Genomic DNA, 22,411 nt, shown 5'->3' with positions numbered 1-22,411 from the left:
AGGAGGTGGCTATCTTTCACACAACCGGCTTGCCGGTTGCGGCGCCGGCCAGTTGTTTCACGCGTTAAGCGCGGCAAGCGCGACTCGCACGGAGCGGACCGCGCACGCGCGTTAGACGCAAGCGCGCAGCTTCTTCGCCGCCGCCACCATGTTGGTCAGCGCCGGAATGACCTCTTCCCACTGGCGCGTCTTCAGGCCGCAGTCCGGGTTCACCCACAGGCGCTGCGCCGGAATGCGTTCGGCGGCTTTCTTCATCAGTTTAACGATGTGTTCTTCGGTCGGGATGTTCGGCGAGTGAATGTCGTACACGCCCGGCCCGATTTCGTTCGGGTAGTTGAAGTTGTCGAATGCGTCCAGCAGTTCCATATCCGAGCGCGAAGTCTCGATGGTGATCACGTCGGCGTCCATGTCGGCGATCGACGAGATGATGTCGTTGAACTCCGAATAGCACATATGCGTGTGGATCTGCGTTTCGTCATCCACGCCATTGGCGGCGATACGGAACGACGTCACTGCCCAGTTCAGGTATTCCTGCCATTGCGATTTGCGCAGCGGCAGACCTTCGCGCAGGGCTGCTTCGTCGATCTGTATCACGCGTACACCGGCCTTTTCGAGGTCGAGCACTTCTTCGCGGATCGCCAGCGCCAACTGGTAGCACGACACCGAACGCGGCTGGTCGTCGCGCACGAACGACCAGTTCAGGATCGTGACCGGGCCCGTGAGCATGCCCTTCATCGGCTTGCTGGTGAGCGACTGCGCATACCTGATCCATTCCACCGTCATCGCCTTCGGGCGGCTGATGTCGCCGAACAGAACAGGCGGCTTCACGCAACGCGAGCCATACGACTGCACCCAGCCGAACTGGCTGAACGCATAGCCGTCGAGCTGTTCGCCGAAGTATTCCACCATGTCGTTACGCTCGGCTTCACCGTGCACCAGCACGTCCAACCCCAGCGTTTCCTGCTCGCGCACGCTGCGTTCGATCTCGGCCCGCATCGCGGCCTTGTAACCGGCTTCGTCCAATGCGCCGCTCCTGAACTGGCTGCGTGCATGACGGATCGCGCCGGTCTGCGGAAACGAGCCGATGGTCGTGGTCGGGTAGGGCGGCAGCTTCAACAGGGCAGCCTGCCTGTCGGCGCGCGCCGGGTAGGTGTTCTTGCGCTGACCGAGGGCCGGGCTGATCTTCGCGAGGGCAGCCTTGACCGCCGGGTTATTCACACGCGGTGACGCGCGGCGCGCGGCAATCGCTGCACCGTTAGCGGCCAACTCTGCCTTGACGGCGTCGCGGCCATTGTTCAGCGCGCTCGCCAGCACCTTCAGTTCGCCCAGCTTTTGCAGTGCGAAGGCGAGCCACGAGCGGACTTCCGCATCCAGCTTCTGTTCGCTTGCCAGGTCCACCGGCACATGCAGCAGCGAGCACGACGGTGCAATCCAGAGGCGCTCGCCCAGTTGCTTCGCGACCGGCTCGAGCCAGTCGAGCACGCCGTTGAGGTCGGTCTTCCAGATGTTGCGGCCGTTGATTACGCCGAGCGACAGCACGCGGTCCTGCGGCAATTGTGCAATCGCGGCAGCGACTTCAGCGCGCGCATTGATTGCATCCAGATGCAGGCCTTGCACCGGCAGCTTGCAGGCCAGCGGCAGGTTGTCGAGCAACTGGCCGAAGTACGTCGCCAGCAGCAGCTTGACCTTGCTGTTCGCCAGCGCGTCGTATGCGGTGACGTACGCCTGTTGCCATTCGGCGGACAGTTCGGTGACGAGGACCGGTTCGTCGATCTGCACCCATTCGACGCCTTGCGCCGCCAGCGTGGCCAGCAGTTCGGCGTAGACCGGCAGCAGACGCGGCAGCAGCGCCAGCTTGTCGGAGTCGTCCTTGGCCTTGCCCAGCGCCAGGTAGGTCACCGGGCCGACGATCACCGGCTTGGCCTTGACGCCTTGTGCGTTGGCCTCAGCCAGTTGTTCGAGCAGACGAGACGGGTCGAGCTTGAACTCGGTACCGGCGCTGAATTCGGGGACGATGAAGTGATAGTTGGTGTCGAACCACTTGGTCATCTCGCCGGCAGCAACGCCGCCGCAGCACGCGCCGTGCTCTTCGGCGCCTTTGGCCGAACGGCCGCGGGCGACGCGGAAGGCGTTGTCGAGCGCATCGCCCTGGAAGCCCCGCACGCGTTCCGGCAGGTTGCCCAGCATGAAGCTCATGTCCAGCACGTGGTCGTAGAAGGCGAAATCGCCGACGGCGGCGAAGCCGAGGTCGGCCTGGTGCGCCCAATGACGCTGGCGCAGTTCGGCGCCCAGCGCTTTCAGTTCGGCGAGCGAGGATTCGCCCTTCCAGTAGGACTCGAGCGCGAATTTCAGTTCGCGCTTCGCGCCGATGCGGGGGAAGCCCAGATTATGTGTGGTTGCCATCGTGTCGCCTTGGTTCGATCAGGTTGCGGATCGAGGCATGCTAGCTAAGGCGTCTTATGAAGTAAAATGGTGTTAATTCAACGAACCATTAGTTTTGCTCATACACCATGCTTGAGAGAGTTCACCTGGCGATTGTTCAGGCGGTGGACAAACACGGCTCGCTTACCGCCGCAGCAGACATCCTGTGCGTGACGCAATCCGCCCTCAGCCACTCCATGAGGAAGCTGGAGCAGCAACTGGGTACGGATATCTGGTTGCGCGAGGGCCGCAGCTTGCGCTTGACCCAGGCGGGCGAGTATCTGCTGGCGGTTGCCAACCGCCTGCTGCCCCAACTGGATCTGGCCGAGGAGCGTCTTAGACAGTACGCGCAGGGCGAGCGTGGGGCACTGCGCATCGGCATGGAATGCCATCCCTGCTATCAGTGGTTGCTCAAGGTGGTGTCGCCGTATCTCGCGCGCTGGCCGGACGTGGATGTCGACGTCAAGCAGAAATTCCAGTTTGGCGGCATCGGCGCGCTGTTCGGCTACGAAATCGACCTGCTCGTCACGCCGGACCCGCTTTACAAGCCGGGCTTGCGCTTCGAGCCGGTGTTCGATTATGAGCAGGTGCTGGTGGTGAATCGTGAGCATCCGCTGGCGGGCGTGGAGTACGTGAAACCCGAGCAATTGACCCGGGAGGTGCTGGTCACTTATCCGGTCGAGACCGACAGGCTGGATATCTACAATCAGTTTCTGATGCCCGCGGGCGTAACGCCACGGCGTCACAAGGCGATCGAAACCACCGACATCATGTTGCAGATGGTGGCCAGCGGCAGAGGCGTCGCGGCACTGCCGCGCTGGCTGGTGGAAGAGTATGCCGACAAGATGAACCTGGTCCCGGTGCGGCTGGGGCGAAAGGGCATCGCCAAGCAGATTTTCCTGGGCGCCCGCGAAACCGATACGGAAATTGACTACCTCAAGGCCTTCATCGAACTGGCTCGCATGCCGGCGGCGGCCTCGATTGAAACCGGGCAAACACCGTAATCAGAGCGGTTCGCTGCGCGCCTGCCGCATGCCTGCCGCATTCCTGCTGTGTGGCCGTGTCCGAGCAATAAAGAATGCCCGGGCTCACTTATCGGCAATGACCGGCGTTCTCTCGATCAGTGAGCAGATCAATTCCTGATCGACCGGGGTTGCCGGGTTGTAGACCACCATCCGAAGATCCGGCCGTCCGTCGACCGCGAACGACGAGTATTCCAGCGAGATCGGCCCCAGCACGGGGTGGCGCAAACGCTTGATGCCGTCGCCGTGACTCTGCACTTCATTGTCCTGCCACATGGCGGCGAACTCAGGGCTTGCCCGGCACAGTTCGTCGACGAGCGGCGCCACTTCGGCATCGGCGCCCGCGCGCGCGGCATCGACCCGGAAGGCGCCCACCACCATGCGGGCCACGCTTGTCCAATCGAACTGCGCGGCGCGCACGCGAGGGTCGCAGAAGATCATGCGCAAAATGTTGCGCCGTTCAGGGGGCAGGGTGGCGTAGTCGGTGAGCACGGCCGCGGCCGCGCGATTCCATGCAACCACATCCCACGTCGCAGTCCTTAGAATTGCCGGGCTGTAGGGCAGCGCTTCGAGCAGGCGTTGCAGCCGGGGCGTGATCGCGTCGCTGCTGCGATAGCGGACTTCGGGCGGATGGCCGAGGCCGAGCAGGAATACATGCTCGCGCTCGACCTCGGTCAGCATCAGCGCCTTCGCGATGCGGTCCAGCACCTCCGCCGACGGGTTGCCGCCGCGCCCCTGCTCCAGCCACGTGTACCAGGCCGCGCTGATATTGGCGCGTTGCGCCACCTCTTCGCGGCGCAGCCCAGCCGTGCGCCGCCGGCCACCGGAAATACCGAAGGAGGCGGGATCGAGCCTGGTGCGGCGGTTCTTCAGATAGCTGCCGAGGCGGTTGCCGCTTTCGTCGTCGTTCACTTGCGCCATGCTTAGCCTGTTAAGACGTATACCCGGATAATCTCACCGCTTTAACAGGATGATTTTGCCTCGTAGATTGCTCCCAATCAACCTGATTCGGGAGTACTTCAGATGCGAGTCTTTGTTACGGGAGCGACCGGTTTCGTCGGCTCCGCTATTGTTCGCGAGTTGCTCGCGAACGGCCATCAGGTGCTCGGGCTGACTCGCTCGGCAGAGGGCGCGGCGGCGCTCGCCGCAGCCGGCGCCGAGGCGCACCATGGGTCGCTGACCGACCTCGACAGCTTGCGCCGGGGCGCGGCGGCGGCTGATGGAGTCATCCACACTGCGTTCAATCACGATTTCTCCCGCTTTGCGCAGAGTGCGGAGGAAGACCGGCAGGCGATCGAAGTACTAGGCGGCGTGCTCGAAGGCAGCGAGCGTCCGTTGCTCGTCACGTCCGGCACGGCGTCGCTGAGGCATGACGGCAACGCGGCGACCGAGACGGATCGTCCTCCTGTACCGTCCGACAGTTTTCCTCGCGCGTCGGAGGCGGCGGCAGAGGCGCTTGCCATGCGCGGCGTGCGGGCGAGCACGGTGCGGCTGGCGCCGTCCGTTCACGGTGAAGGCGATCATGGGTTTGTCCCGCGGCTGATCAGCATCGCGCGGGAGAAGGGCGTGTCGGCGTACGTGGGCGACGGACTTAACCGCTGGTCCGCCGTGTATCGTCTGGATGCCGCCCGCGTTTTCCGGCTCGCGCTCGAGCGCGGCGCGATCGGCGGTCCCTATCATGCAATCGCTGAAGAGGGCGTGCCGTTCAAGGCGATTGCCGAATTGATCGGCCAGCGGCTCGGGGTACCGGTTGTCACCATGTCAAAGGACGAGGCGCTGGCTCATTTCGGATGGTTCGGTATGTTCGTCGGGATGGATTTGCCGACCTCGAGCGCACGGACCCGCGAGGTGTTGGACTGGACGCCGACCGGTCCGGACCTTCTCACCGATATCGGCCAGGCGGGCTACTTCGCGCATCCCTGATTGTCGGCGCCGAGTGGTTGGCGCGGCGCTGCTTGACCGCGACGGCTCAGGGAAACGCCGGAATAGTCGGATCCGTTCCCTCTATGTCCGCTTCCGGATGATGGCTCTTAACCAGTTCTTCGATTTCGTCGACACGATCCTTGCCGACGTCGACCATCATCAGTAACTCGCCCTTTTCGATCGCGCTTTCAAAGCGCTTCAAGCGGGTGCTTGGGATGCCGATCCCGATCATGGTCGCGGTCCATGCGCCGAACCCCGCGCTCGCCAGCGTCATCAGAACCACGACGCCGCCCGCGATCGTCAGCCCCGCGGGTGGAAAAGCCATCGCGACGAGTCCCGCGAGCATGCCCGTCACGCCACCCGCGGCAGTGCCGCGCGCCAGCGCGGGAAGCAGATCGCTGCGCTGTGTCAGCGTCGCCTCCGGCAACTGCTCCAGATGCACGTCCGGACGCGCGAGCACGTGGATATGGCGCCATTCGACCCGCTTCAGCAACAACTCGTCGATGATCGACTTCCCGCTTTGCACATCGGGCAATAGGAAATAAATGCGCCGCATGTCGGGCCTCCTGTCGGTAATAATCGGCGCTCGATGCGAGGCGACGAGCCAAACCTTGCCGCCTCGATCACGACCGATTCCTACGTTATTTAGCTCAGACATCCAGACGCAGATAAAACTCCCGCGCACGCGCATGGCGTTCATGGTGCGCCGCGGCAGTTTTCGCTGCCGACTCAAGGCCTTCTGTCCGACCTCGTCTGTCCACGTGCCAAAACAAGGCGAGCCTGTAAGGCAGCTATCAGGGTTGCCCGGCGCTTCGCTAACGGTCCGCCGCTAGCCCCTTCAGGTACGCTTCGCCCGCGTCCTGTGCGGCGGCGCGCATCGCGAACCTGTCGTCCGAAACCAGCGAACGTTTGACTTTTTTTGCCCCGAAGTCGACCAGCGTGATGACCCAGACATATTCGCCGGCCTGTTCTGACGTTTGCACGAAGGCGCGTATATCTTCACTGTTGTTTGCGTTTGCGTTCATTGCGATCTCCTGAGTAAGCGTCGCGGAAAGAAAACGGCTCGTGTTCCGCATGACGGCCTGTTTTATGGGAGCTTGCCGATAATCGCGCTGGCTTCGCCCTTGGCGAACGCTCGGAGCGTTTGCGTGCGGACAATGCCGGCAGGCCCCGCGCGCAGCCCCAGATCGCGGAGCTGTGTTCATTCGGTGTTCGACGCGCGTGATCTGAGTGTAGGCAATGCAGGCGCGGGTGGCGCCACAAAAGGTGTTTTCGTGTCCCGCGTCGCTTGCTATTAGAACAGCACCAGGCGGCGCCATAGCGTGTCCGGTTTTTCGGAATCGAGCGTGCAGGCGGGGCCGCAGATTTATGCGCTTTTCTTCCGTTCAGCAAACCGGGCAGCGGCTGGTTTCGAAAAGCCGCCGCTGCATAAAAACGCTAGGCCGTTGCCGTTTTCAATGTCTCTATATCGCGCCGGGGCGGCGCGCCAAACATGCGCGAATATTCGCGGCTAAACTGCGACGCGCTTTCATAGCCCACCTGATAGGCCGCTGTCTCGGCGTTGGCCGTTCCCGCAGCCATCAGGTGGCGCGCTTCGAGCAGGCGGAGCTGCTTCTGGTATTGCAACGGTGTCATTGAGGTCAGCGCCTTGAACTGCCGGTGAAATGCCGACGGGCTCATTTGTGCAATCGCTGCCAGATCGTCGATGCGTAGGGTCTCGGTGAACTGGTCCCTGAGTGCATGGATCGCGGTAACGACTTTCTGCACATGACTGTTCGCCAGCACCACCGTGGCGACCTCGTTGCCGTGAGGCCCCGTCAGCATCCAGTAACAGATTTCCCGCATGATCATCGGCGCGAGAATGGGAATAGCGTCAGGCGTATCGAGCAGCCGCACCATGCGAAGCACGCAGTCGGAGAGCGGGCCGTCAAAGTCGGTGACAAAAACGCCATGCCCGAGATGGTCTGCCGGCGTGGGCGGCGTATCGAGACATGCCATGACCTCGCGCATGATGGCCAGGTTGAATTCAATCACAACAGCGAGGTACGGCTCGGCCGGGCTGGCTTGCACGACCTTGCTGAATGCCGGCATCTCGACGCTTACGACCAAAGCTTGTCCTGCCCGGTAGTCGTAGCGCCTGTCACCGAATAGCGTCCACTTGGCGCCTTGAATGACGACGCAAAGAGCCGGCTTCATGATCAGATGAGCGGGGTGCTTTTCGTGATCGGAGCGGAGCACGAGGAGTCCCTCGATAGCGGTCGCGAACGGGCTCTCCTTTCCGGCCTGCTTGTCGGTATAGCGTTTGACACTTTCGATTAGAGCATTCGACATAAGAACTTCCTTTGCGCCCGCATTGGTTCATTCGCGTTGGTTCATGTTACTGCCTCTCGTTTCATTCGGCGCAACCCTGAGCAGGATCAGGCAAGAAGTAGGGGAGTTAGGGCATTAAACCTCGCTGTCGGCGGGAATAAGCTTGCGTCCACTTACACCTGAAGCGGAGTGCAACATGACAGCAGGAGAATCAGCAGACGCCGTTTCGAAGATCGCAATCGTGACCGGCGGCAGTCGCGGCTTGGGGCGCAATACCGTGCTCCATCTCGCGAAGCGCGGTGTCGATTCCCTATTCACTTATCGCGCCAATCGGGCGGAAGCCGAAAAGCTGGTCGGTCTGGTCGCGGAGGAAGGTCAAAGAGCGATTGCGTTGCCGCTCGATACCGGCAAAGTGACGACGTTCGATTCGTTCGTGGAGCAGGTTCGGGCGTCGCTCGCCCAGCGGGGCGCCGAGCGTTTCGATTATCTCGTCAACAACGCCGGCATTTCGCACCACGCGCCGTTCGACAAGACAACCGAGGAAGAACTGGACGCGCTCTACAACGTCCATTTCAAGGGCGTGTTTTTTCTGACGCAGAAACTCCTGCCCCTTATCAATGACGGCGGCCGCATCGTGAATATCTCCTCGGGCCTGACCCGTATCGCTTTTCCGGGCAGTGCGCCGTATGCGTCCATGAAAGGCGCGGTCGAGGTTCTGACGCGTTATCTGGCGAAGGAACTCGGTCCGCGTCGAATTGCTGTCAATACCGTCGCGCCAGGCGCAATCGCTACGGATTTCAGCGGCGGCATGGTTCGCGACAATCCTGAGATCAACAAGCTCGTGGCGGATGCGACGGCGCTCGGCCGTGCGGGTCTGCCCGACGATATCGGACCGATGATTGCGGCGCTGCTGTCCGAAGATAACCGCTGGGTGAATGCCCAACGTATTGAAGTATCGGGTGGCATGTCTATATAGGCGTGCAGCAGGAGTCGACGAGCTGCTGCCAGACGAGCAGTTTGCCGGACCACGGGGACTTCTGCATCCCAACCGCCAGCATAAGCAGCCAGAACGCGATCCAGAGCCATAGCAGGCGTCGCACGCGGGGTGCGGGTCTGGATTCGCCGACGAGGTAGCTAGTGTTCACCTGACTGGCTCATTCGCATGATCGTGCGGGTCGGAAAGGGTGCGGGCGGCTAGGTATGCGCGATCAGCAGTTCCTCGGCATTGTTCGGCGGGCGCAGGCCATCCGTCCTGCCCTGGAAGTAGCGCTGCGTCAGATCTGCCGCCGAGACGTGCCGGGCTTCTTTAAAGCCTGCTTCGCGGGCCAGCGCCTGAATATCCGGCGGAGTGAAGAAGCTGAGGAACGGCGTGCCACTTGCCCGCGCGCCTTTCTCCGCCATCTCGAGCCCGGGGCGTACTTCGGGATCGGCCAGTTCGAGCGGCAGCAGGAACGTCATGGCGAGTGTCGAGCCTGGGGCGAGGGCGGCGACTTCGCGCAGCGTGGCCGCGTTCGCTTCCTTCGTGAGATACATGCTGACGCCCGTGGAGACCACGATCGCCGGCTTGCTCTCATCGAAGCCGGCGCTTACCAGTTCGTCCCGCCAGGAACCGCCCGCCTCGAAATCGACCGGTACGAAGCGTAGCCAGTCCGGCACGCCGAAGCCGAGTTCGATCAGGCGCTGACGCTTCCATGCCTGCGGGCCGGGTGGGTCGACCTCGAACACCTTGAGGCGGGACGCGAGCTCCGGTCTGCGTTGGGCGAAGGTGTCGAGGCCCGCGCCGAGGATCACATACTGGCTGACTCCGCGAGCCGCCTGCTCCACGACCAGATCCTCGATGAAACGCGCACGGGCCACGATGGACGCGCGAAACGGCCGCGTGAACTGCGGGTCCATGTCTCCGCGGCTGCGCCAGCCCTCGTCAGGGGCCAGCAGCTTAAGGCCGATGGTGTCGTCCAGCACGTGCGGAAGGGAATCAGCCTCGACATGCAGCGCTCGCCACAAGGCGACGCGTGCTGCGGTGCTGTCTGGCGCTGCATCTTGCTTGTCGTTCATGAGTATCGATCCTGTTTGCTGGTTTGTTCTGGCGTGAAGCCGACCTGAAGGTACTGTCGCCGCTTGCCGCTTGCCGCTTGCCGCTTGCCGCCTGAAGCAGAGGTGCCGCGCTCCCGCATGAGTATTCCCGCGAGGACAATGGTAATCTTGCGCCGCTCCAGTCAACAAGTCTAACGACCGGCCAGAGATTCAACCGACCGGCGCGGCATCTTCCGCGCCGGCATCCCACATCGATCGAAAGAGTGACCATGACAAGTTCCATCTACAGCGCATCCGTTCCGGTTTTCAAGCAAATGCTGACGGCATTGTCCGACGTGCTGAAGAAAGCCGAAGCCCACGTCACCGAAAAGAACATCGAGCCGAACGCGCTGCTGCAGGCGCGCCTGTTCCCGGATATGTTCCCCCTCGTGCGCCAGGTGCAGATCGCTGCCGATTTCGCCAAAGGCGTGAGCTCGCGACTGGCCGGCGTCGAAGTGCCGTCGTGGCCCGACACCGAAGTCACGTTTGCCGACCTGCAAGCGCTCATCGCCAAGGCGTTGACCTACATCGGCTCGCTCGATGCCGCGCAATTCGACGGTAGCGAGAACAGGGAAATCGTTTTGCGTCCGGGTACGCCGAAAGAGAAGAAGCTGGTCGGCAGCGCCTATCTGCAAAACTACGGTTTGCCGCAGTTCTTCTTCCACGTGACGACGGCCTACGCGATTCTGCGCCATAACGGTGTCGAAATCGGCAAGCGCGATTATATGGGCGCTTACTGATCGTAGGCGCAGGGGGCGAGAGGGAGAAAGCCGGGTGGCCGCTATGCGGTGGAGGAGGGGTATCGCATGTCATGCGATAGATTTTCTTCCCCTTGGGACAAGATATCGTCGTTAGTCGGCGGCTCGGCGAGCACGCATACTTCTTTCCCGGTGAGTCCGCCCGGACCTCACGCCCCCACGCAAAATCGACATATTAGGGACATGAACCTCAGAGCCATCAGCGTTATCGCAACCGCCCTCTTTACCTGTGCAATCGCAACCGTTAGCCGCGCGGCCGACGATCAGCAAAGCAGAATCAGTCAGACGGTGAGCCGGGCCATACAACCGGTCATGGCGAAGGACAACATCGCCGGCATGGCAGTCGGGATCGTCGACGGTGACAGACACTACGTATTCAACTATGGCCTCGCGTCGACGGAAACGAAGCAACCGGTCACGCGTGACACCTTGTTCGAACTCGGCTCTGTCAGCAAGACCTTGACGGCGACACTGGCGTCATACGCCCAGGTGCGCGGCGATCTGTCTTTGTCGGATCAGTCGGACAAGTATCTGCCGTCTCTGCGCAATAGCCCGTTCGGCAAGGTCAGTCTGCTCAGTCTGGGCACGCACACGCCTGGCGGGCTCCCGTTGCAGGTGCCGGACACGATCCACAACAACGATCAGTTGATGCAGTATTTCCAGCAATGGCAGCCCACCTATGCACCTGGAACCTATCGGACGTATGCCAACCCCGGTATCGGCGCGCTCGGTCTGATAACCGCGAAGAGCATGGGTCAGGATTTCAGCCGGTTGATGGAGAATCAGCTGTTTCCCGCACTCGATATGAAGCGCAGCTACATCAAGGTTCCCGCCAGTGCCTTGAACGACTACGCTCAGGGCTACACGAAACAGGGCGCGCCGATCAGAATGGCACCCGGCGTGTTGTCCGAGGAGGCCTACGGTGTGAGGACCACGGCGGCCGACATGATTCGCTTCGTGCAAGCCAATATGAATCTGATTCCGTTGGACCCGAAGCTCCAGCGTGCGGTGACGGAGACCCATACCGGATACTTCAAAGCCGGGCCGATGACCCAGGATCTGATATGGGAACAATATCCGTATCCCGTCAAACTGCAGACGTTGCTGGACGGCAATTCACCCGCAATGATCTTCAACGCAACGCCGGTCACGGCAATATCGCCGCCGCAGGCGCCTCGCGAAGACGTCTGGATCAACAAAACCGGCTCGACCAACGGCTTCGGCGCGTACATCGCATTTATTCCGCAGAAGCGGCTGGGGATCGTCATCCTCGCCAACAAGAACTTCCCCATTGAAGAACGGGTGAGCGCTGCATACCGGATTCTCACGTCGCTGGCCAACGGCCAACAATGACCAGGAAGATCTTCGATGAAAAGCGCTCGCTGTCTTCTTCTTCTCCTTCCTTCGCTCATGTGCGTTCAAACGGTCAAAGCTGCGGACAGCGCGCCGGCGGCGAAAGACACGGTCGTTTTGCAACGGGTTCCCGTTCCTGGAACCGATCGCGAAATGGGCATGGGGATTGCTGAATTTCCGCCGAACGCGTCGAAGCCGTGGCATAAGGCGACCGGTCCGGAAGTCGCGTACGTACTCGAGGGGGAGGTGACGGTGCAGGCCGACGGTCAGCCCACTCAGGTCGTTCGTGCGGGCGAGAGCTACCGGATGCGTGCCGGTGTCGTGCATGTCACCACGGCCGGACCGAAAGGCGCGAAGGTCATTGCGACCTGGGCCTGGGTGCCGGGGAAACCGTTCAATATCCGCGTGTCTAAATGACTTCGAAGCGACCTCGAAGTGACCTCGAAGCGACCTCGACGCGACGCGAGTGTTGATTGCGAAACCGAAGACGTATCGTGCTTTGTGCGAGCCGTTGTTATCGACCGTAGTCCTTAAGGAGAGCAAGCGATGAGCCGTCCGGATTTCATCAAACACTGGACTGAACTGGAAGAACCGGATGCGCATTCCTATCGCGGAGATACCGAGAAAATGGCGCTGGACGCACCGCTTTCCGCCGCGCTTGGCATTACGCGTATCGGCATTCATCACGTAAGGCTTTTGCCTGGCCGGCGGACCTCCTATCCGCACGCCGAGAGCACCGAGCAGGAGTTTGTGTACGTGCTCGAAGGCAAGCCCGATGTCTGGATCGACGGTGTGCTTCATGCACTTGCGGAAGGCGATTCCGTCGCGTTTCCGGCAGGCACCGGCATCTGCCACACCTTCATCAACAATACGCAGGACGAAGTCAGGCTGATGGTGATCGGCGAACGTCCGCGTGACGACAACCGCATTCGTTACCCGCTCAACGAAGCCTACGAACGGTCTCGCGCGGATCGCTGGGTGGACTGGCCCGTGAGGCCAATCGGAGAGCATGACGGGATGCCGGACTGAAGCCTGCGCGCGGATGTGCTTCGGCTGAGGGCCGCGGCGCGGTCCTGCAAATATTGGCGATTCAGGCTAGGCTACCCTGTGGGCCGTTTTCGGGTGGTACCGAGGCGGCCGTGTCACAGCTTATTCCCGTCAGGAAAGTCATGAAACAACCGCTAACTATCGATTTTGTCTCCGATATCGCCTGCCCGTGGTGCGCGATCGGCCTCTCGTCGCTCCAGCTTGCGCTGTCGCGTTTAGGCGATACGGTCGACGCCCAGGTCACCGTGCATCCCTTCGAACTGAATCCGGAGATGGGGCCGGACGGCGAGAGCATCGTTAATTATCTCGGCAAAAAGTACGGACGCACGCCGGAGCAGATCGCCGAAACGCAAGCAGCAATCCGCGAGCGTGGCGCAAGTGTCGGGTTTGATTTCGGCGCGCGCACGCATGTCTATAACACCTTCGATGCCCATCGCCTGCTGCATTGGGCCGGCCTCAAAGGCAAACAGTTGCCGCTCAAACTGGCGCTGCTGCGGGCCTATCACTCCGACGGCAAGGATCCGGGCAATCACGAGGTGCTGGCCGAAGCGGCTCGATCCGTCGGGCTCGATGCCGGCGAAGCCGGTGAGGTGCTGCGAAGCGGCGCGTATGCCGACGAGGTTCGTGCGGAAGAACAGGAATACCAGGCGAAGGGTATTCAGTCCGTGCCGGCGATCATCTTTAACGGCCGGTATCTGGTGAGTGGCGGCCAGCCGGTGGAAACCTTCGAGCAGGTCATTCAGCAGGTTCTGGCCGAAAAGTAACAGACAGGCACGCTGGCGCGCCTTTCTCGGTGCGCTGGGCAGTCTCACGCCGGACCTCAAATAGTGGGACTCCGGCGTGCAATGCGTTCGCACCCGATATTAGGGAATGCCTAATTGAGCCACCGCCGTCCAGCGGCGTAGAATCGTCGCACATCGGTTTGAGGGCACCAGGCAATGCGTCTGGCTTCTCGTTGCGATTTCCGCCGTTATTTCAGCTGCGATACCCGGCGACGCCCGGCGCAGCGGCGTGCATGTCGTTTTCAATCCGCTGCTCGCAATGGGGCCGGCGGCGCTGGCGCCATTGTCGTTCCTTGCGCGCCATGACCCCGCTCATTTCCGTCAAGCGGCTCAGCAAGCACTTTCCCGGTGTGCGGGCGCTTCACGAAGTCCAGTTCGAACTCATGGCGGGTGAAGTCCACGCGCTGATGGGTGAGAACGGCGCCGGCAAGTCGACGCTGATGAAAATCCTCGCCGGCGTCTACACCCGCGATGCCGGTGAGATCCTCCGTGACGGCCAGCCTGTCGAATTTTCGAGCCCGCGCGAGGCGCAGGCCATGGGCATCGGCATCATTCATCAAGAGCTTCAGTTGATGAATCACCTGAGCGTCGCCCAGAACATGTTCATCGGCCGGGAGCCGCGCGGCCGTCTCGGCCTGTTCCTCGACGAAGACAAGCTCAACGCGCAGGCGCGCGACATTCTTGCCCGCATGCATGTGAATCTCGACCCGCGCGCGGTGGTCAGCACCCTGACGGTAGCCAGACAGCAGATGGTGGAGATTGCCAAGGCCTTGTCCTTCGATTCGCGCGTGCTGATCATGGACGAGCCGACCTCGGCGCTCAACGAAGCCGAGATCGCCGAGCTGTTCCGTATCATCCGCGAGTTGAAGAGCCGGGGCGTGGGCATCGTCTATATCTCGCACAAGATGGATGAGCTCAAGCAGATTGCCGATCGCGTTACCGTGCTGCGTGACGGCGAATATGTGGCGACCGTCTCCGCGAAAGACACTAGCGTCGAAGCGATCATCGGCATGATGGTCGGGCGAACCTTGACCGACGTGGCGCCTTCTCACGGTACGGCGGATAAAGGCGAGGTCGCGCTCGAAGTCAGGAATCTGAACGCCGGCCCGCTCGTCAGGGACGTCAGTTTCACGCTTCACAAAGGCGAGATATTGGGCTTTGCGGGCTTGATGGGCGCCGGTCGCACCGAGGTCGCGCGGGCAGTGTTCGGCGCCGATCCGAGCGAATCGGGCGAGATTGTCGTGAACGGCGTGAAAGTAACGATCAGGAATCCGAGCGATGCGGTCGCGCGCGGGATCGGCTATCTCTCGGAAGACAGGAAGCGCTTTGGTCTTGCGACCGGCATGAACGTCGAGGCGAACATCGTGATGTCCAGCTTGCGCAAATTCCTGTCGCTCAACTTTTTTCTGCGCCGTGCCGAGATACGCCGGACAGCCGCGCATTTCATCAATCTGCTCGCCATTCGCACGCCGTCCGCGACGCAGGAGGTGCGGCTTCTCTCGGGTGGCAATCAGCAGAAAATTGTCGTGGCGAAATGGCTCGAGCGCGACTGCGACGTGCTCTTCTTCGACGAACCGACGCGCGGTATCGACGTCGGCGCCAAAAGCGAAATCTACAAGCTCCTGCGCTCGCTTGCCGGGCAAGGCAAGGCGATCGTGATGATCTCGTCGGAGTTGCCGGAAATCCTGCGCATGAGCGACCGTATCGTCGTGATGTGCGAGGGCCGCGTTACCGGCGAACTGCTGGCCCGGGAGGCGACCCAGGAGCGCATCATGCAACTGGCGACGCAGCGTGAAACCCTGAAAGCGGCGTGAGCCTCGAGAGGTCTATGACATGACACTGCCATCGGATACGTCGGCGCTGGGTAGCAAGGAGAGAGCCTCGGGCCTGAGAGCCCGCGTCTTCGCGCCGACCGCCGTGCAAAAACTGCTGGCCTTCGGGAGCCTGATTCTCCTGCTGGTCTTTTTCAGTTTTGCGTCGCCCGCGTTCATGCAGATGGACAACATGCTGGGAATTTTGCAGGCGACGGCGGTCAACGGCGTGCTGGCGATCGCCTGCACCTTCGTGATCATCACCGGCGGCATCGATCTGTCCGTCGGTACGCTGATGACGTTCACGGCGGTGATTTGCGGCGTGTTTCTGACCTACTGGCATTTGCCGATGTGGACCGGCGTGCTGGCCGCGATTGGCACGGGGGCGATCTGCGGGACCATTTCTGGCACCCTCACGGCGAAAATGAAAATACCGCCGTTCATTGCGACCCTGGGCATGATGCTGCTGCTCAAGGGCCTTTCGCTCGTCGTTTCGGCGGATAAGCCGATCTATTTCAGCGACACCGAAAACTTCTACCGGATCTCGCAGGATTCGCTGATCGGCTATGTGCTGCCGAACCTGCCTGTGCCGAATGCGGTGCTGATCCTGTTTTTCCTTGCGATCGTGAGTTCGATCACGCTTAACCGCACGGCGCTCGGCCGCTACACCTTTGCGCTCGGCAGCAACGAAGAAGCCGTGCGGCTTTCCGGCGTGAATGTCGATCGGTGGAAGATTGCGATTTATGGTCTGGCCGGCGCCATTTGCGGCGTTGCCGGACTGTTGATCGCCTCGCGCCTGAATTCGGCCCAGCCGGCGCTAGGTCAAGGTTACGAACTCGAAGCGATCGCGGCCGTGGTGATCGGCGGGACCTCGCTGAGCGGCGGCGCGGGCACGATTCTGGGCACGATTATCGGCGCGTTCATCATGAGCGTGCTGACCAACGGTCTGCGCATCATGTCCGTCGCGCAGGAATGGCAGATCGTGGTGACCGGCCTCATCATCATTCTCGCGGTCTACGCCGATATTTTGCGGCGCAAGAAGAGCTGACGAAGGCAAACGCCACACGGCACAAAGTCAAAGATCAAAGATCAAAGATCAAAGATCAAGAAAAGGGAGCGCCAGAGGCTCCCCCAGGCTGGAGGTTGATGGCCCACTTAGGAGGAGAAACCCCATGTTGAAAAGAAGACTAATCGGTGTCGTGGTCGGCGTCGGCGCGCTCGTTGGCGGGGCGAATGCTGCGTATGCGCAGGACACCTACATCCCGCTGATTTCGAAAGGCTTCCAGCATCAGTTCTGGCAGGCCGTCAAAGCCGGCGCGGAGCAGTCGGCCAAGGAGCATAACGTCAGGATCACCTTCGAGGGGCCGGAAACCGAGGCGATGGTCGACAAGCAGATCGACATGCTCTCGGCCGCGCTTGCGAAGAAGCCTCAGGCGCTCGGCATTGCGGCGCTCGATAGCAAGGCGGCCATTCCGCTGCTGAAGCGGGCGCAGGCCGCGAAAATACCGGTTATCGCCTTCGACTCCGGCGTCGACAGCGACATTCCGCTCACCACCTGCGCGACCGACAACATTGCGGCGGCCGCGCTCGCCGCCGACAAGATGGCCGCGGCGATCGGCGATGCGGGCGAGGTGGGGCTGATCGTCCACGACCAGACGAGCCGTACCGGCGTCGATCGCCGCGACGGCTTCCTGAACGAGATGAAAGCAAAGCACCCGAACATCAAGATCGTCTCGGTGCAGTACGGCGGCGGCGACCATCTGAAGTCGGCGGAAATCGCCAAGACGATGATTCAGGCCAACCCCAATCTCAAGGGCATTTTCGGCTCGAATGAAGGCTCGGCGGAGGGCGCCGCGATCGGTGTCAAGGAATCGGGCAAGAAGCTTGTCCTGATTGGCTACGATTCCGGCAAGGAACAGAAGGAAGACATCACGTCCGGCTTGATGTACGGCGCGATCACGCAGAACCCGATCGGCATCGGCAAGTGTGTGGTCGACTCCGCGGTCAAGGCGCTCAAGGGCGAGAAGCTGCCGAAGAAAGTCGACACGGGCTTCTACTGGTACGACAAGAGCAATATCAGCGATCCCAAGATCGCCGCCGTGCTCTACGACTGAGCGTCGTCGCAAGGCGCGAAGACAGAGGAGGGCGCAACGCGTCCTCTGCGTCTTCCGTCCTGCATGGCAGGGCGAGAGGGTGGCCGCAAAGAGACCGGGTGAGCGCACCCGGTCTCTTTGCTCATAGGCTGAAGTCGATCGCTGTCCAACAGGAGGGTGTTCAGATGCCCACGATCACCAGGCTGTCCGTGCGGGACATCCGCTTCCCGACTTCGCGTTCGCTCGACGGCTCCGACGCGATGAACGCCGCGCCGGATTACTCCGCCACCTACGTGATGCTCGAAACCGATTCGCCGAAAGGCTTTACCGGCCACGGCCTCACGTTCACCATCGGCCGTGGCAACGAGATTTGCGTGACGGCGGTGCAGGCGCTGGCTCCGCTGATCGTCGGCAAAACGCTCGAGGATATCGCCGCGAACATGGGCGCTTTCTGGCGCACGCTGACCTCGGATAGCCAACTGCGCTGGATCGGCCCGGACAAGGGCGCGATTCACCTTGCGACGGCGGCTGTCGTGAACGCGGCCTGGGACCTGTGGGCCAAAGCCGAAGGCAAGCCGGTGTGGAAGCTGCTCGTCGACATGAGCCCCGAAGAACTCGTGGCTTGTCTCGACTTCCGCTATGTGACCGATGCGATCACGCCGCAGGAAGCCATCGCCATGCTGCACCGTCATGCGAGAACCCGGGGCGAACGCGAGAAGGAGATGCTGGCGCACGGCTATCCGGCTTACACGACGTCGGCCGGCTGGCTCGGTTACGACGACGCCAAGATTCGCCGGCTCGCGCGGGAAGGCGTCGCGCAGGGCTGGACGCACTTCAAGCAGAAGGTGGGCGGCAATCTCGAGGAGGATATGCGCCGGGCTCGCATCCTGCGCGAGGAGATCGGCGAAAACCTGAAGCTGATGATGGATGCGAACCAGGTATGGGATGTCGACGAAGCGGTCGCGAACATGCGGCAACTGGCGCAATTCGATCCGTGGTGGATCGAGGAACCGACGAGCCCCGACGACATACTCGGCCACGCGGCGATCCGGCAGCGGATTCGGCCGGTCGGCGTCGCGACGGGCGAGCACTGCCATAACCGGGTGATGTTCAAGCAGTTGCTGCAGGCGCAGGCCATCGACTTCTGTCAGGTCGATAGTTGCCGGCTCGGCGGTCTGAACGAGGTGATCGTCGTGCTGCTGATGGCGGCGAAGTTCGGCGTGCCCGTGTGTCCGCATGCGGGCGGCGTCGGTTTGTGCGAGTACGTGCAGCATATTTCGCTGTTCGACTATATCTGCGTGTCGGCGTCGCTGGAAAACCGCGTGCTCGAATACGTGGACCATCTGCATGAGCATTTTGTCGACCCGGTCGTGATTCGAAACGGCCGGTATATGCCGCCGCAACGCGCGGGCTACAGCATTGAAATGCATGCGGCGTCGCTCGATCAATATGACTTTCCCGAGGGGCCGGCCTGGCGGGTATGAAAGCGAGCACGCGGGCCGGCGCGGCCCGCGCCGGGATCTGGATCGGGCACACCCCTCTGATTAGCAGGCTTCGTTGGGCAAGTTCTTTCAGGTAGCATCGATTCCAATATATGGGTTTTCGGTGTCGTCGGCGGTATTAGCGACGCCATCGTTAAGCCAAAAAATTCGAAGCCAGAAACCTGAGAGAGACCAGCAAGAGCCCGGACAATACGTACAAGACCGGCGGGCTCCGCATGGAAAAGTCATTTGGAAGAGCCCGCCCGCTTGATTAGCGGGCGGCTCTTTTGCGAGCGCTCATGCCGCGCGGGAACAACCCGGGCATTCGGGCCGCCGGGAAGCCCAGCGCTTACCTGTCGCCAGACTGGGCGGTGCCGCCGGAGAGATGTTTGAGCCACAGGCTCATCAGACCCGCCCGGCCTCGCACGCCGTATTTGCGGAAGATCCCGGTGATATAGGAATGGGTGGTCGAGGCGGCGAGGCCAAGCCGCTCGGCGATCTGTTTTTCAGTCGCCTCCGTCAGCAGCAGTTCAACCACTTTGCGTTCGTGCGGCGCGAGGACGGACAACAGTGCCGATGGCGCGGCCGCACGGCGACGGAGTTCGGTCACGTCGCGGGCGACACCGACACGCAAACGCTCATGCTCCAGCCAGTGCGCGGACCATGTGACGTAGACGTCGCTGCCATTCTTATGACGATAGCGGTTTTCAAACCCTACCCGTTTGCGGCCGGCCAATACCTCTTTGGCTTCCCGGCGCGTGGCGTCCTGATCGGCGGGAACCACGAAATCAATGATGAACTGGTCGGCGAAATCGCCCGGCGCGTAGCCGAATATATCCTCGCACGCGCGACTGGCATGGCGGATACGGCCCGTCTCGCTGACGAGGAAGATTGCGTCGGGCGAAAACTCCGCCGCCGTGGTGACAAGGTCTTCGATGACTTCACTTTTCATGGCTGTGTACTGACTCCTACGCCTGCGGATCGCGCTTGTGAGATCACCGTTTCGCGTGATGTTCGGGAGATAGAAAGCAGCAGAAAGCAGATCAGGTTGCGCGGACAGCGTAGCGCGATAAAACTATACGGTCAATTTTGCCTGATGAGTGCGCAGATTCGTCCGGATGCTGAAAAAATTTCCAGTTGCCGGACTATTTACCTGCGAACTGTGACGGTTTGATTACGGCGGATCGTGGGCAAGCTGCATGGCAGCGGTCGAGCATGAGCCGTTCTGCAGTGCACAGGTCGATGATGGAGGAATTCTGTTCTGCCGCCGGCCATTACGCGAAATGGCCGGTTTACTGCGCGAATCGATGAGCTGCGCGCCGGTGGCGGCGCGCAGCTATGCCGGCTCCGTCAACCAGGAATCACGGGCTCGACCAGCTTGGCCAACTGCACGAGCGACTCCTGCCAGCCGAGGTAGCACATCTCCAGAGGAATGACCTCGGGCACGCCTTCCTGCACGACGGAGAGTTCTGTTCCGCAGGACACCTGCCGCAATGAAACGGTGACATGCATCTCGCCGGGCAGGTTCGAGTCGTCGAATCGGTCCGTGTAGCGGATCGTTTCGAACGGCACCAGTTCGATGTATTCGCCGCCGAACGAGTGGCTATTGCCGGTGCCGAAGTTGCGGAAGGACATCTTGTGGGTGCCGCCCACGCGGGCATCCATGTGGTGGACCTGGCAGGTGAACCCATAGGGCGGGAGCCACCTGACTATTGCATCGGGTTCGAGGAAGGCCCGATAGATGCGTTCAGGAGGCGCGCGCAAGACGCGTTGGAGGCGGACTGTTCCAGTAGCCATGGTGTGTTTGCCTTTCAGTTGAGGGGTTGAACATACCTCAACGACGGTTCGGCGACGCCGGTATCGACATAGGCCGGGATCGGGAAAAACCCGTAGACGCCAATGCGAGAGCTTTCCTGAGCGACGCCGCCTGGACTTCCGCCGGCGCCTGCCTAACGCCGCCGGCGAGCCCGTCTGTGCCGTGTCATCCGCGAGGCGGTGTCCAGTCTGGAAACGGGTCGGGAAAGTCACGCCACGCGGTTTCCGAACGGGCAAGTTCTTCATCGCTTAACAGGCAGACATCGAACGACGCGCGCAACGACGCCTCGTCCATGCCCGTGCCAATCAGGACCAACTCCTGTTGGCGATCGCCAAAGCGCCCGTCCCACCGGCTGCGAATCATCGCCTGCGCCTCGGGGTCCTGTGGCCACGACTGTTTCGGCACGGCCGCCCACCACGTCCCCGCGCGCCCATGCCGTGAGATCGCGCCGGCCTGCGACCATTCGCCGACAGCGTGATTGCGCGAGGCGAGCCAGAAGTATCCTTTCGAGCGCACTACGCCGGGCCATTCGCATTGAATCCAGTCGAAGAAGCGCTTCGGGTGGAACGGGCGGCGAGCGCGATAGACGAAGCTGGTAATGCCGTACTGCTCGCTTTCGGGAATATGCTCGCCGCGCATTTCCTTCAGCCACCCGGGCGCCTGCGACGCGGCCTCGAAGTCGAATAGCCCCGTATCGAGAATCCGGTCGATCGGAACCTGCCCGAAATGGCTTTGCACAATCGACGCCCGCGAGTTGAGCACGCGCAGCACGCCCTTGAGTTGATCGATCTGATCCGCTGTTACGAGATCGGTTTTGTTCAGCACGATCACGTCACAGAACTCGATCTGCTCGGTCAGCAGATCGACGACCGTTCGCCGGTCTTCTTCGCCCATGGTTTCGCCCCGATCGGCCAGAAAATCGTGCGAGCCGTAATCGCGCACGAAATTGTAGGCGTCGACGACGGTGACCATGGTGTCGAGGCGCGCGACATCGGAAAGACTGTGGCCTGCTTCGTCGCGGAAAGTAAAGGTTTCGGCAACCGGTAAAGGCTCGGAGATACCCGTCGATTCGATCAGCAAGTAGTCGAAGCGCCGTTCCCGCGCGAGACGCTGGATTTCGATCAGCAAATCCTCCCGCAGGGTGCAGCAAATGCAGCCATTGCTCATTTCGACAAGCTTTTCGTCGATATGTGAAAGCTGGCTGCCGCCGTCGCGGATCAACTGGGCGTCGATGTTGACTTCTGACATGTCGTTCACGATCACGGCCACCCGCTTGCCTTCACGGTTATTCAGGACATGGTTCAGAAGCGTGGTTTTGCCTGCGCCGAGAAAACCGGACAGCACGGTGACAGGAAGCTTGTGCATGGGGAGAGGCCTTGAAATGATGAAAGGCAAGGCGCGTATGTCAACGCGACAACGCGACCCGGTTAATCCGACATGTTATAACATAACATTTACGACAGGCTCAACCGGGTTCTCCAAGCTTGACGTGCGAATCCCTCGGCTCGGACGTTGCTTCAG

General features: G+C 61.5%; 21 protein-coding genes. 12 read left to right on the top strand and 9 right to left on the bottom strand.

Annotated features, from left to right (window positions below; genetic code table 11):
- Positions 1–111 precede the first annotated feature (111 nt).
- A complete protein-coding gene (metE, locus tag HWX91_RS11930; RefSeq protein ID WP_028193954.1) occupies positions 112–2,403 on the bottom strand; it encodes a 5-methyltetrahydropteroyltriglutamate--homocysteine S-methyltransferase in 2,292 nt (763 codons plus the stop codon).
- A gap of 107 nt (positions 2,404–2,510) precedes the next feature.
- Here metE and HWX91_RS11925 point away from each other — a divergent pair, with 107 nt between their 5' ends.
- Positions 2,511–3,425 carry a LysR family transcriptional regulator gene (locus HWX91_RS11925; RefSeq protein ID WP_028193953.1) on the top strand — a complete coding sequence of 305 codons (915 nt, stop codon included), beginning with the start codon at positions 2,511–2,513 and terminating at the stop codon, positions 3,423–3,425.
- 84 nt (positions 3,426–3,509) lie between these two features.
- Here the strand turns inward: HWX91_RS11925 and HWX91_RS11920 are convergent, their stop codons facing one another.
- Complete coding sequence (locus HWX91_RS11920) at positions 3,510–4,355, bottom strand: helix-turn-helix transcriptional regulator (RefSeq protein ID WP_370577252.1); 846 nt, start codon at positions 4,353–4,355, stop codon at positions 3,510–3,512.
- Between the two features lie 111 nt (positions 4,356–4,466).
- Here HWX91_RS11920 and HWX91_RS11915 point away from each other — a divergent pair, with 111 nt between their 5' ends.
- Positions 4,467–5,366, top strand: a complete 900-nt coding sequence (locus HWX91_RS11915) for an SDR family oxidoreductase (protein WP_028193951.1) — start codon at positions 4,467–4,469, stop codon at positions 5,364–5,366.
- 46 nt (positions 5,367–5,412) lie between these two features.
- On the opposite strand, the gene HWX91_RS11910 is transcribed toward HWX91_RS11915, so the two are convergent.
- The 3 genes from HWX91_RS11910 to HWX91_RS11900 form a co-directional block, all read right to left on the bottom strand.
- Positions 5,413–5,922 (bottom strand): DUF1269 domain-containing protein, encoded by a 510-nt coding sequence (locus HWX91_RS11910; protein ID WP_028193950.1) that lies wholly within the window; start codon positions 5,920–5,922, stop codon positions 5,413–5,415.
- A gap of 259 nt (positions 5,923–6,181) precedes the next feature.
- Positions 6,182–6,391, bottom strand: coding sequence for a hypothetical protein (locus HWX91_RS11905; protein WP_028193949.1), 210 nt, complete (start codon positions 6,389–6,391; stop codon positions 6,182–6,184).
- A gap of 412 nt (positions 6,392–6,803) precedes the next feature.
- The gene (locus HWX91_RS11900) at positions 6,804–7,697 is read right to left on the bottom strand and encodes an AraC family transcriptional regulator (protein ID WP_028193948.1); all 894 of its coding nucleotides are present in this window, start codon (positions 7,695–7,697) and stop codon (positions 6,804–6,806) included.
- 175 nt (positions 7,698–7,872) lie between these two features.
- Between HWX91_RS11900 and HWX91_RS11895 the strand changes: the two genes are divergently transcribed.
- Positions 7,873–8,652: an SDR family NAD(P)-dependent oxidoreductase gene (locus HWX91_RS11895; RefSeq protein WP_028193947.1), complete on the top strand. Its 780-nt coding sequence runs from the start codon at positions 7,873–7,875 to the stop codon at positions 8,650–8,652.
- 218 nt (positions 8,653–8,870) lie between these two features.
- Here HWX91_RS11895 and HWX91_RS11890 read toward each other — a convergent pair whose 3' ends face one another.
- On the bottom strand, positions 8,871–9,731 hold the full coding sequence (locus HWX91_RS11890) for a class I SAM-dependent methyltransferase (RefSeq protein ID WP_028193946.1): 861 nt from the start codon (positions 9,729–9,731) through the stop codon (positions 8,871–8,873).
- A 248-nt stretch (positions 9,732–9,979) separates the two neighbouring features.
- On the opposite strand from HWX91_RS11890, the gene HWX91_RS11885 reads away from it, so the two are divergent.
- From HWX91_RS11885 to HWX91_RS11845, 9 genes are all read left to right on the top strand, one after another.
- The gene (locus tag HWX91_RS11885) at positions 9,980–10,489 is read left to right on the top strand and encodes a DUF1993 domain-containing protein (RefSeq protein WP_028193945.1); all 510 of its coding nucleotides are present in this window, start codon (positions 9,980–9,982) and stop codon (positions 10,487–10,489) included.
- Between the two features lie 201 nt (positions 10,490–10,690).
- Positions 10,691–11,860, top strand: a complete 1,170-nt coding sequence (ampC, locus tag HWX91_RS11880) for a class C beta-lactamase (RefSeq protein ID WP_028193944.1) — start codon at positions 10,691–10,693, stop codon at positions 11,858–11,860.
- Between the two features lie 159 nt (positions 11,861–12,019).
- Entirely contained in the window at positions 12,020–12,277 is a 258-nt protein-coding gene (locus HWX91_RS40655) for a cupin domain-containing protein (protein WP_244144051.1), read from the top strand.
- Between the two features lie 129 nt (positions 12,278–12,406).
- Entirely contained in the window at positions 12,407–12,889 is a 483-nt protein-coding gene (locus HWX91_RS11870) for a cupin domain-containing protein (RefSeq protein ID WP_028193942.1), read from the top strand.
- Between the two features lie 140 nt (positions 12,890–13,029).
- Positions 13,030–13,671 carry a DsbA family oxidoreductase gene (locus tag HWX91_RS11865; RefSeq protein ID WP_028193941.1) on the top strand — a complete coding sequence of 214 codons (642 nt, stop codon included), beginning with the start codon at positions 13,030–13,032 and terminating at the stop codon, positions 13,669–13,671.
- Between the two features lie 320 nt (positions 13,672–13,991).
- Positions 13,992–15,503 (top strand): sugar ABC transporter ATP-binding protein, encoded by a 1,512-nt coding sequence (locus HWX91_RS11860; protein WP_028193940.1) that lies wholly within the window; start codon positions 13,992–13,994, stop codon positions 15,501–15,503.
- Between the two features lie 19 nt (positions 15,504–15,522).
- Entirely contained in the window at positions 15,523–16,548 is a 1,026-nt protein-coding gene (locus HWX91_RS11855; RefSeq protein ID WP_028193939.1) for an ABC transporter permease, read from the top strand.
- A gap of 124 nt (positions 16,549–16,672) precedes the next feature.
- On the top strand, positions 16,673–17,614 hold the full coding sequence (locus HWX91_RS11850; protein WP_028193938.1) for an ABC transporter substrate-binding protein: 942 nt from the start codon (positions 16,673–16,675) through the stop codon (positions 17,612–17,614).
- A gap of 164 nt (positions 17,615–17,778) precedes the next feature.
- Positions 17,779–19,077 (top strand): L-fuconate dehydratase, encoded by a 1,299-nt coding sequence (locus HWX91_RS11845; RefSeq protein ID WP_028193937.1) that lies wholly within the window; start codon positions 17,779–17,781, stop codon positions 19,075–19,077.
- A 346-nt stretch (positions 19,078–19,423) separates the two neighbouring features.
- On the opposite strand, the gene HWX91_RS11840 is transcribed toward HWX91_RS11845, so the two are convergent.
- From HWX91_RS11840 to zigA, 3 genes are all read right to left on the bottom strand, one after another.
- Positions 19,424–20,026 carry a helix-turn-helix transcriptional regulator gene (locus HWX91_RS11840; protein ID WP_028193936.1) on the bottom strand — a complete coding sequence of 201 codons (603 nt, stop codon included), beginning with the start codon at positions 20,024–20,026 and terminating at the stop codon, positions 19,424–19,426.
- Between the two features lie 398 nt (positions 20,027–20,424).
- Positions 20,425–20,871, bottom strand: coding sequence for an SRPBCC family protein (locus HWX91_RS11835; RefSeq protein WP_028193935.1), 447 nt, complete (start codon positions 20,869–20,871; stop codon positions 20,425–20,427).
- 184 nt (positions 20,872–21,055) lie between these two features.
- The gene (gene zigA, locus HWX91_RS11830) at positions 21,056–22,255 is read right to left on the bottom strand and encodes a zinc metallochaperone GTPase ZigA (protein WP_028193934.1); all 1,200 of its coding nucleotides are present in this window, start codon (positions 22,253–22,255) and stop codon (positions 21,056–21,058) included.
- Positions 22,256–22,411: the final 156 nt, after the last annotated feature.

The organism is Paraburkholderia fungorum (genome assembly GCF_902833645.1).
Taxonomy (GTDB): Bacteria; Pseudomonadota; Gammaproteobacteria; order Burkholderiales; family Burkholderiaceae; genus Paraburkholderia; species Paraburkholderia fungorum.
This window is presented reverse-complemented; position numbering and strand designations above follow the sequence as displayed.

Excerpts from the sequence above, each read along its gene's own strand:
- metE (WP_028193954.1), bottom strand. The coding sequence starts at position 2,403 with ATGGCAACCACACATAATCTGGGCTTCCCCCGCATCGGCGCGAAGCGC.
- zigA (WP_028193934.1), bottom strand. The coding sequence starts at position 22,255 with ATGCACAAGCTTCCTGTCACCGTGCTGTCCGGTTTTCTCGGCGCAGGC.
- HWX91_RS11915 (WP_028193951.1), top strand. The coding sequence starts at position 4,467 with ATGCGAGTCTTTGTTACGGGAGCGACCGGTTTCGTCGGCTCCGCTATT.
- HWX91_RS11890 (WP_028193946.1), bottom strand. The coding sequence starts at position 9,731 with ATGAACGACAAGCAAGATGCAGCGCCAGACAGCACCGCAGCACGCGTC.
- HWX91_RS11885 (WP_028193945.1), top strand. The coding sequence starts at position 9,980 with ATGACAAGTTCCATCTACAGCGCATCCGTTCCGGTTTTCAAGCAAATG.
- HWX91_RS11865 (WP_028193941.1), top strand. The coding sequence starts at position 13,030 with ATGAAACAACCGCTAACTATCGATTTTGTCTCCGATATCGCCTGCCCG.
- HWX91_RS11840 (WP_028193936.1), bottom strand. The coding sequence starts at position 20,026 with ATGAAAAGTGAAGTCATCGAAGACCTTGTCACCACGGCGGCGGAGTTT.
- HWX91_RS11925 (WP_028193953.1), top strand. The coding sequence starts at position 2,511 with ATGCTTGAGAGAGTTCACCTGGCGATTGTTCAGGCGGTGGACAAACAC.
- HWX91_RS11855 (WP_028193939.1), top strand. The coding sequence starts at position 15,523 with ATGACACTGCCATCGGATACGTCGGCGCTGGGTAGCAAGGAGAGAGCC.
- HWX91_RS11850 (WP_028193938.1), top strand. The coding sequence starts at position 16,673 with ATGTTGAAAAGAAGACTAATCGGTGTCGTGGTCGGCGTCGGCGCGCTC.
- HWX91_RS11900 (WP_028193948.1), bottom strand. The coding sequence starts at position 7,697 with ATGTCGAATGCTCTAATCGAAAGTGTCAAACGCTATACCGACAAGCAG.
- HWX91_RS11905 (WP_028193949.1), bottom strand. The coding sequence starts at position 6,391 with ATGAACGCAAACGCAAACAACAGTGAAGATATACGCGCCTTCGTGCAA.
- HWX91_RS11835 (WP_028193935.1), bottom strand. The coding sequence starts at position 20,871 with ATGGCTACTGGAACAGTCCGCCTCCAACGCGTCTTGCGCGCGCCTCCT.
- HWX91_RS11910 (WP_028193950.1), bottom strand. The coding sequence starts at position 5,922 with ATGCGGCGCATTTATTTCCTATTGCCCGATGTGCAAAGCGGGAAGTCG.
- HWX91_RS11870 (WP_028193942.1), top strand. The coding sequence starts at position 12,407 with ATGAGCCGTCCGGATTTCATCAAACACTGGACTGAACTGGAAGAACCG.
- HWX91_RS11860 (WP_028193940.1), top strand. The coding sequence starts at position 13,992 with ATGACCCCGCTCATTTCCGTCAAGCGGCTCAGCAAGCACTTTCCCGGT.
- HWX91_RS11895 (WP_028193947.1), top strand. The coding sequence starts at position 7,873 with ATGACAGCAGGAGAATCAGCAGACGCCGTTTCGAAGATCGCAATCGTG.
- HWX91_RS40655 (WP_244144051.1), top strand. The coding sequence starts at position 12,020 with ATGGGGATTGCTGAATTTCCGCCGAACGCGTCGAAGCCGTGGCATAAG.
- ampC (WP_028193944.1), top strand. The coding sequence starts at position 10,691 with ATGAACCTCAGAGCCATCAGCGTTATCGCAACCGCCCTCTTTACCTGT.
- HWX91_RS11845 (WP_028193937.1), top strand. The coding sequence starts at position 17,779 with ATGCCCACGATCACCAGGCTGTCCGTGCGGGACATCCGCTTCCCGACT.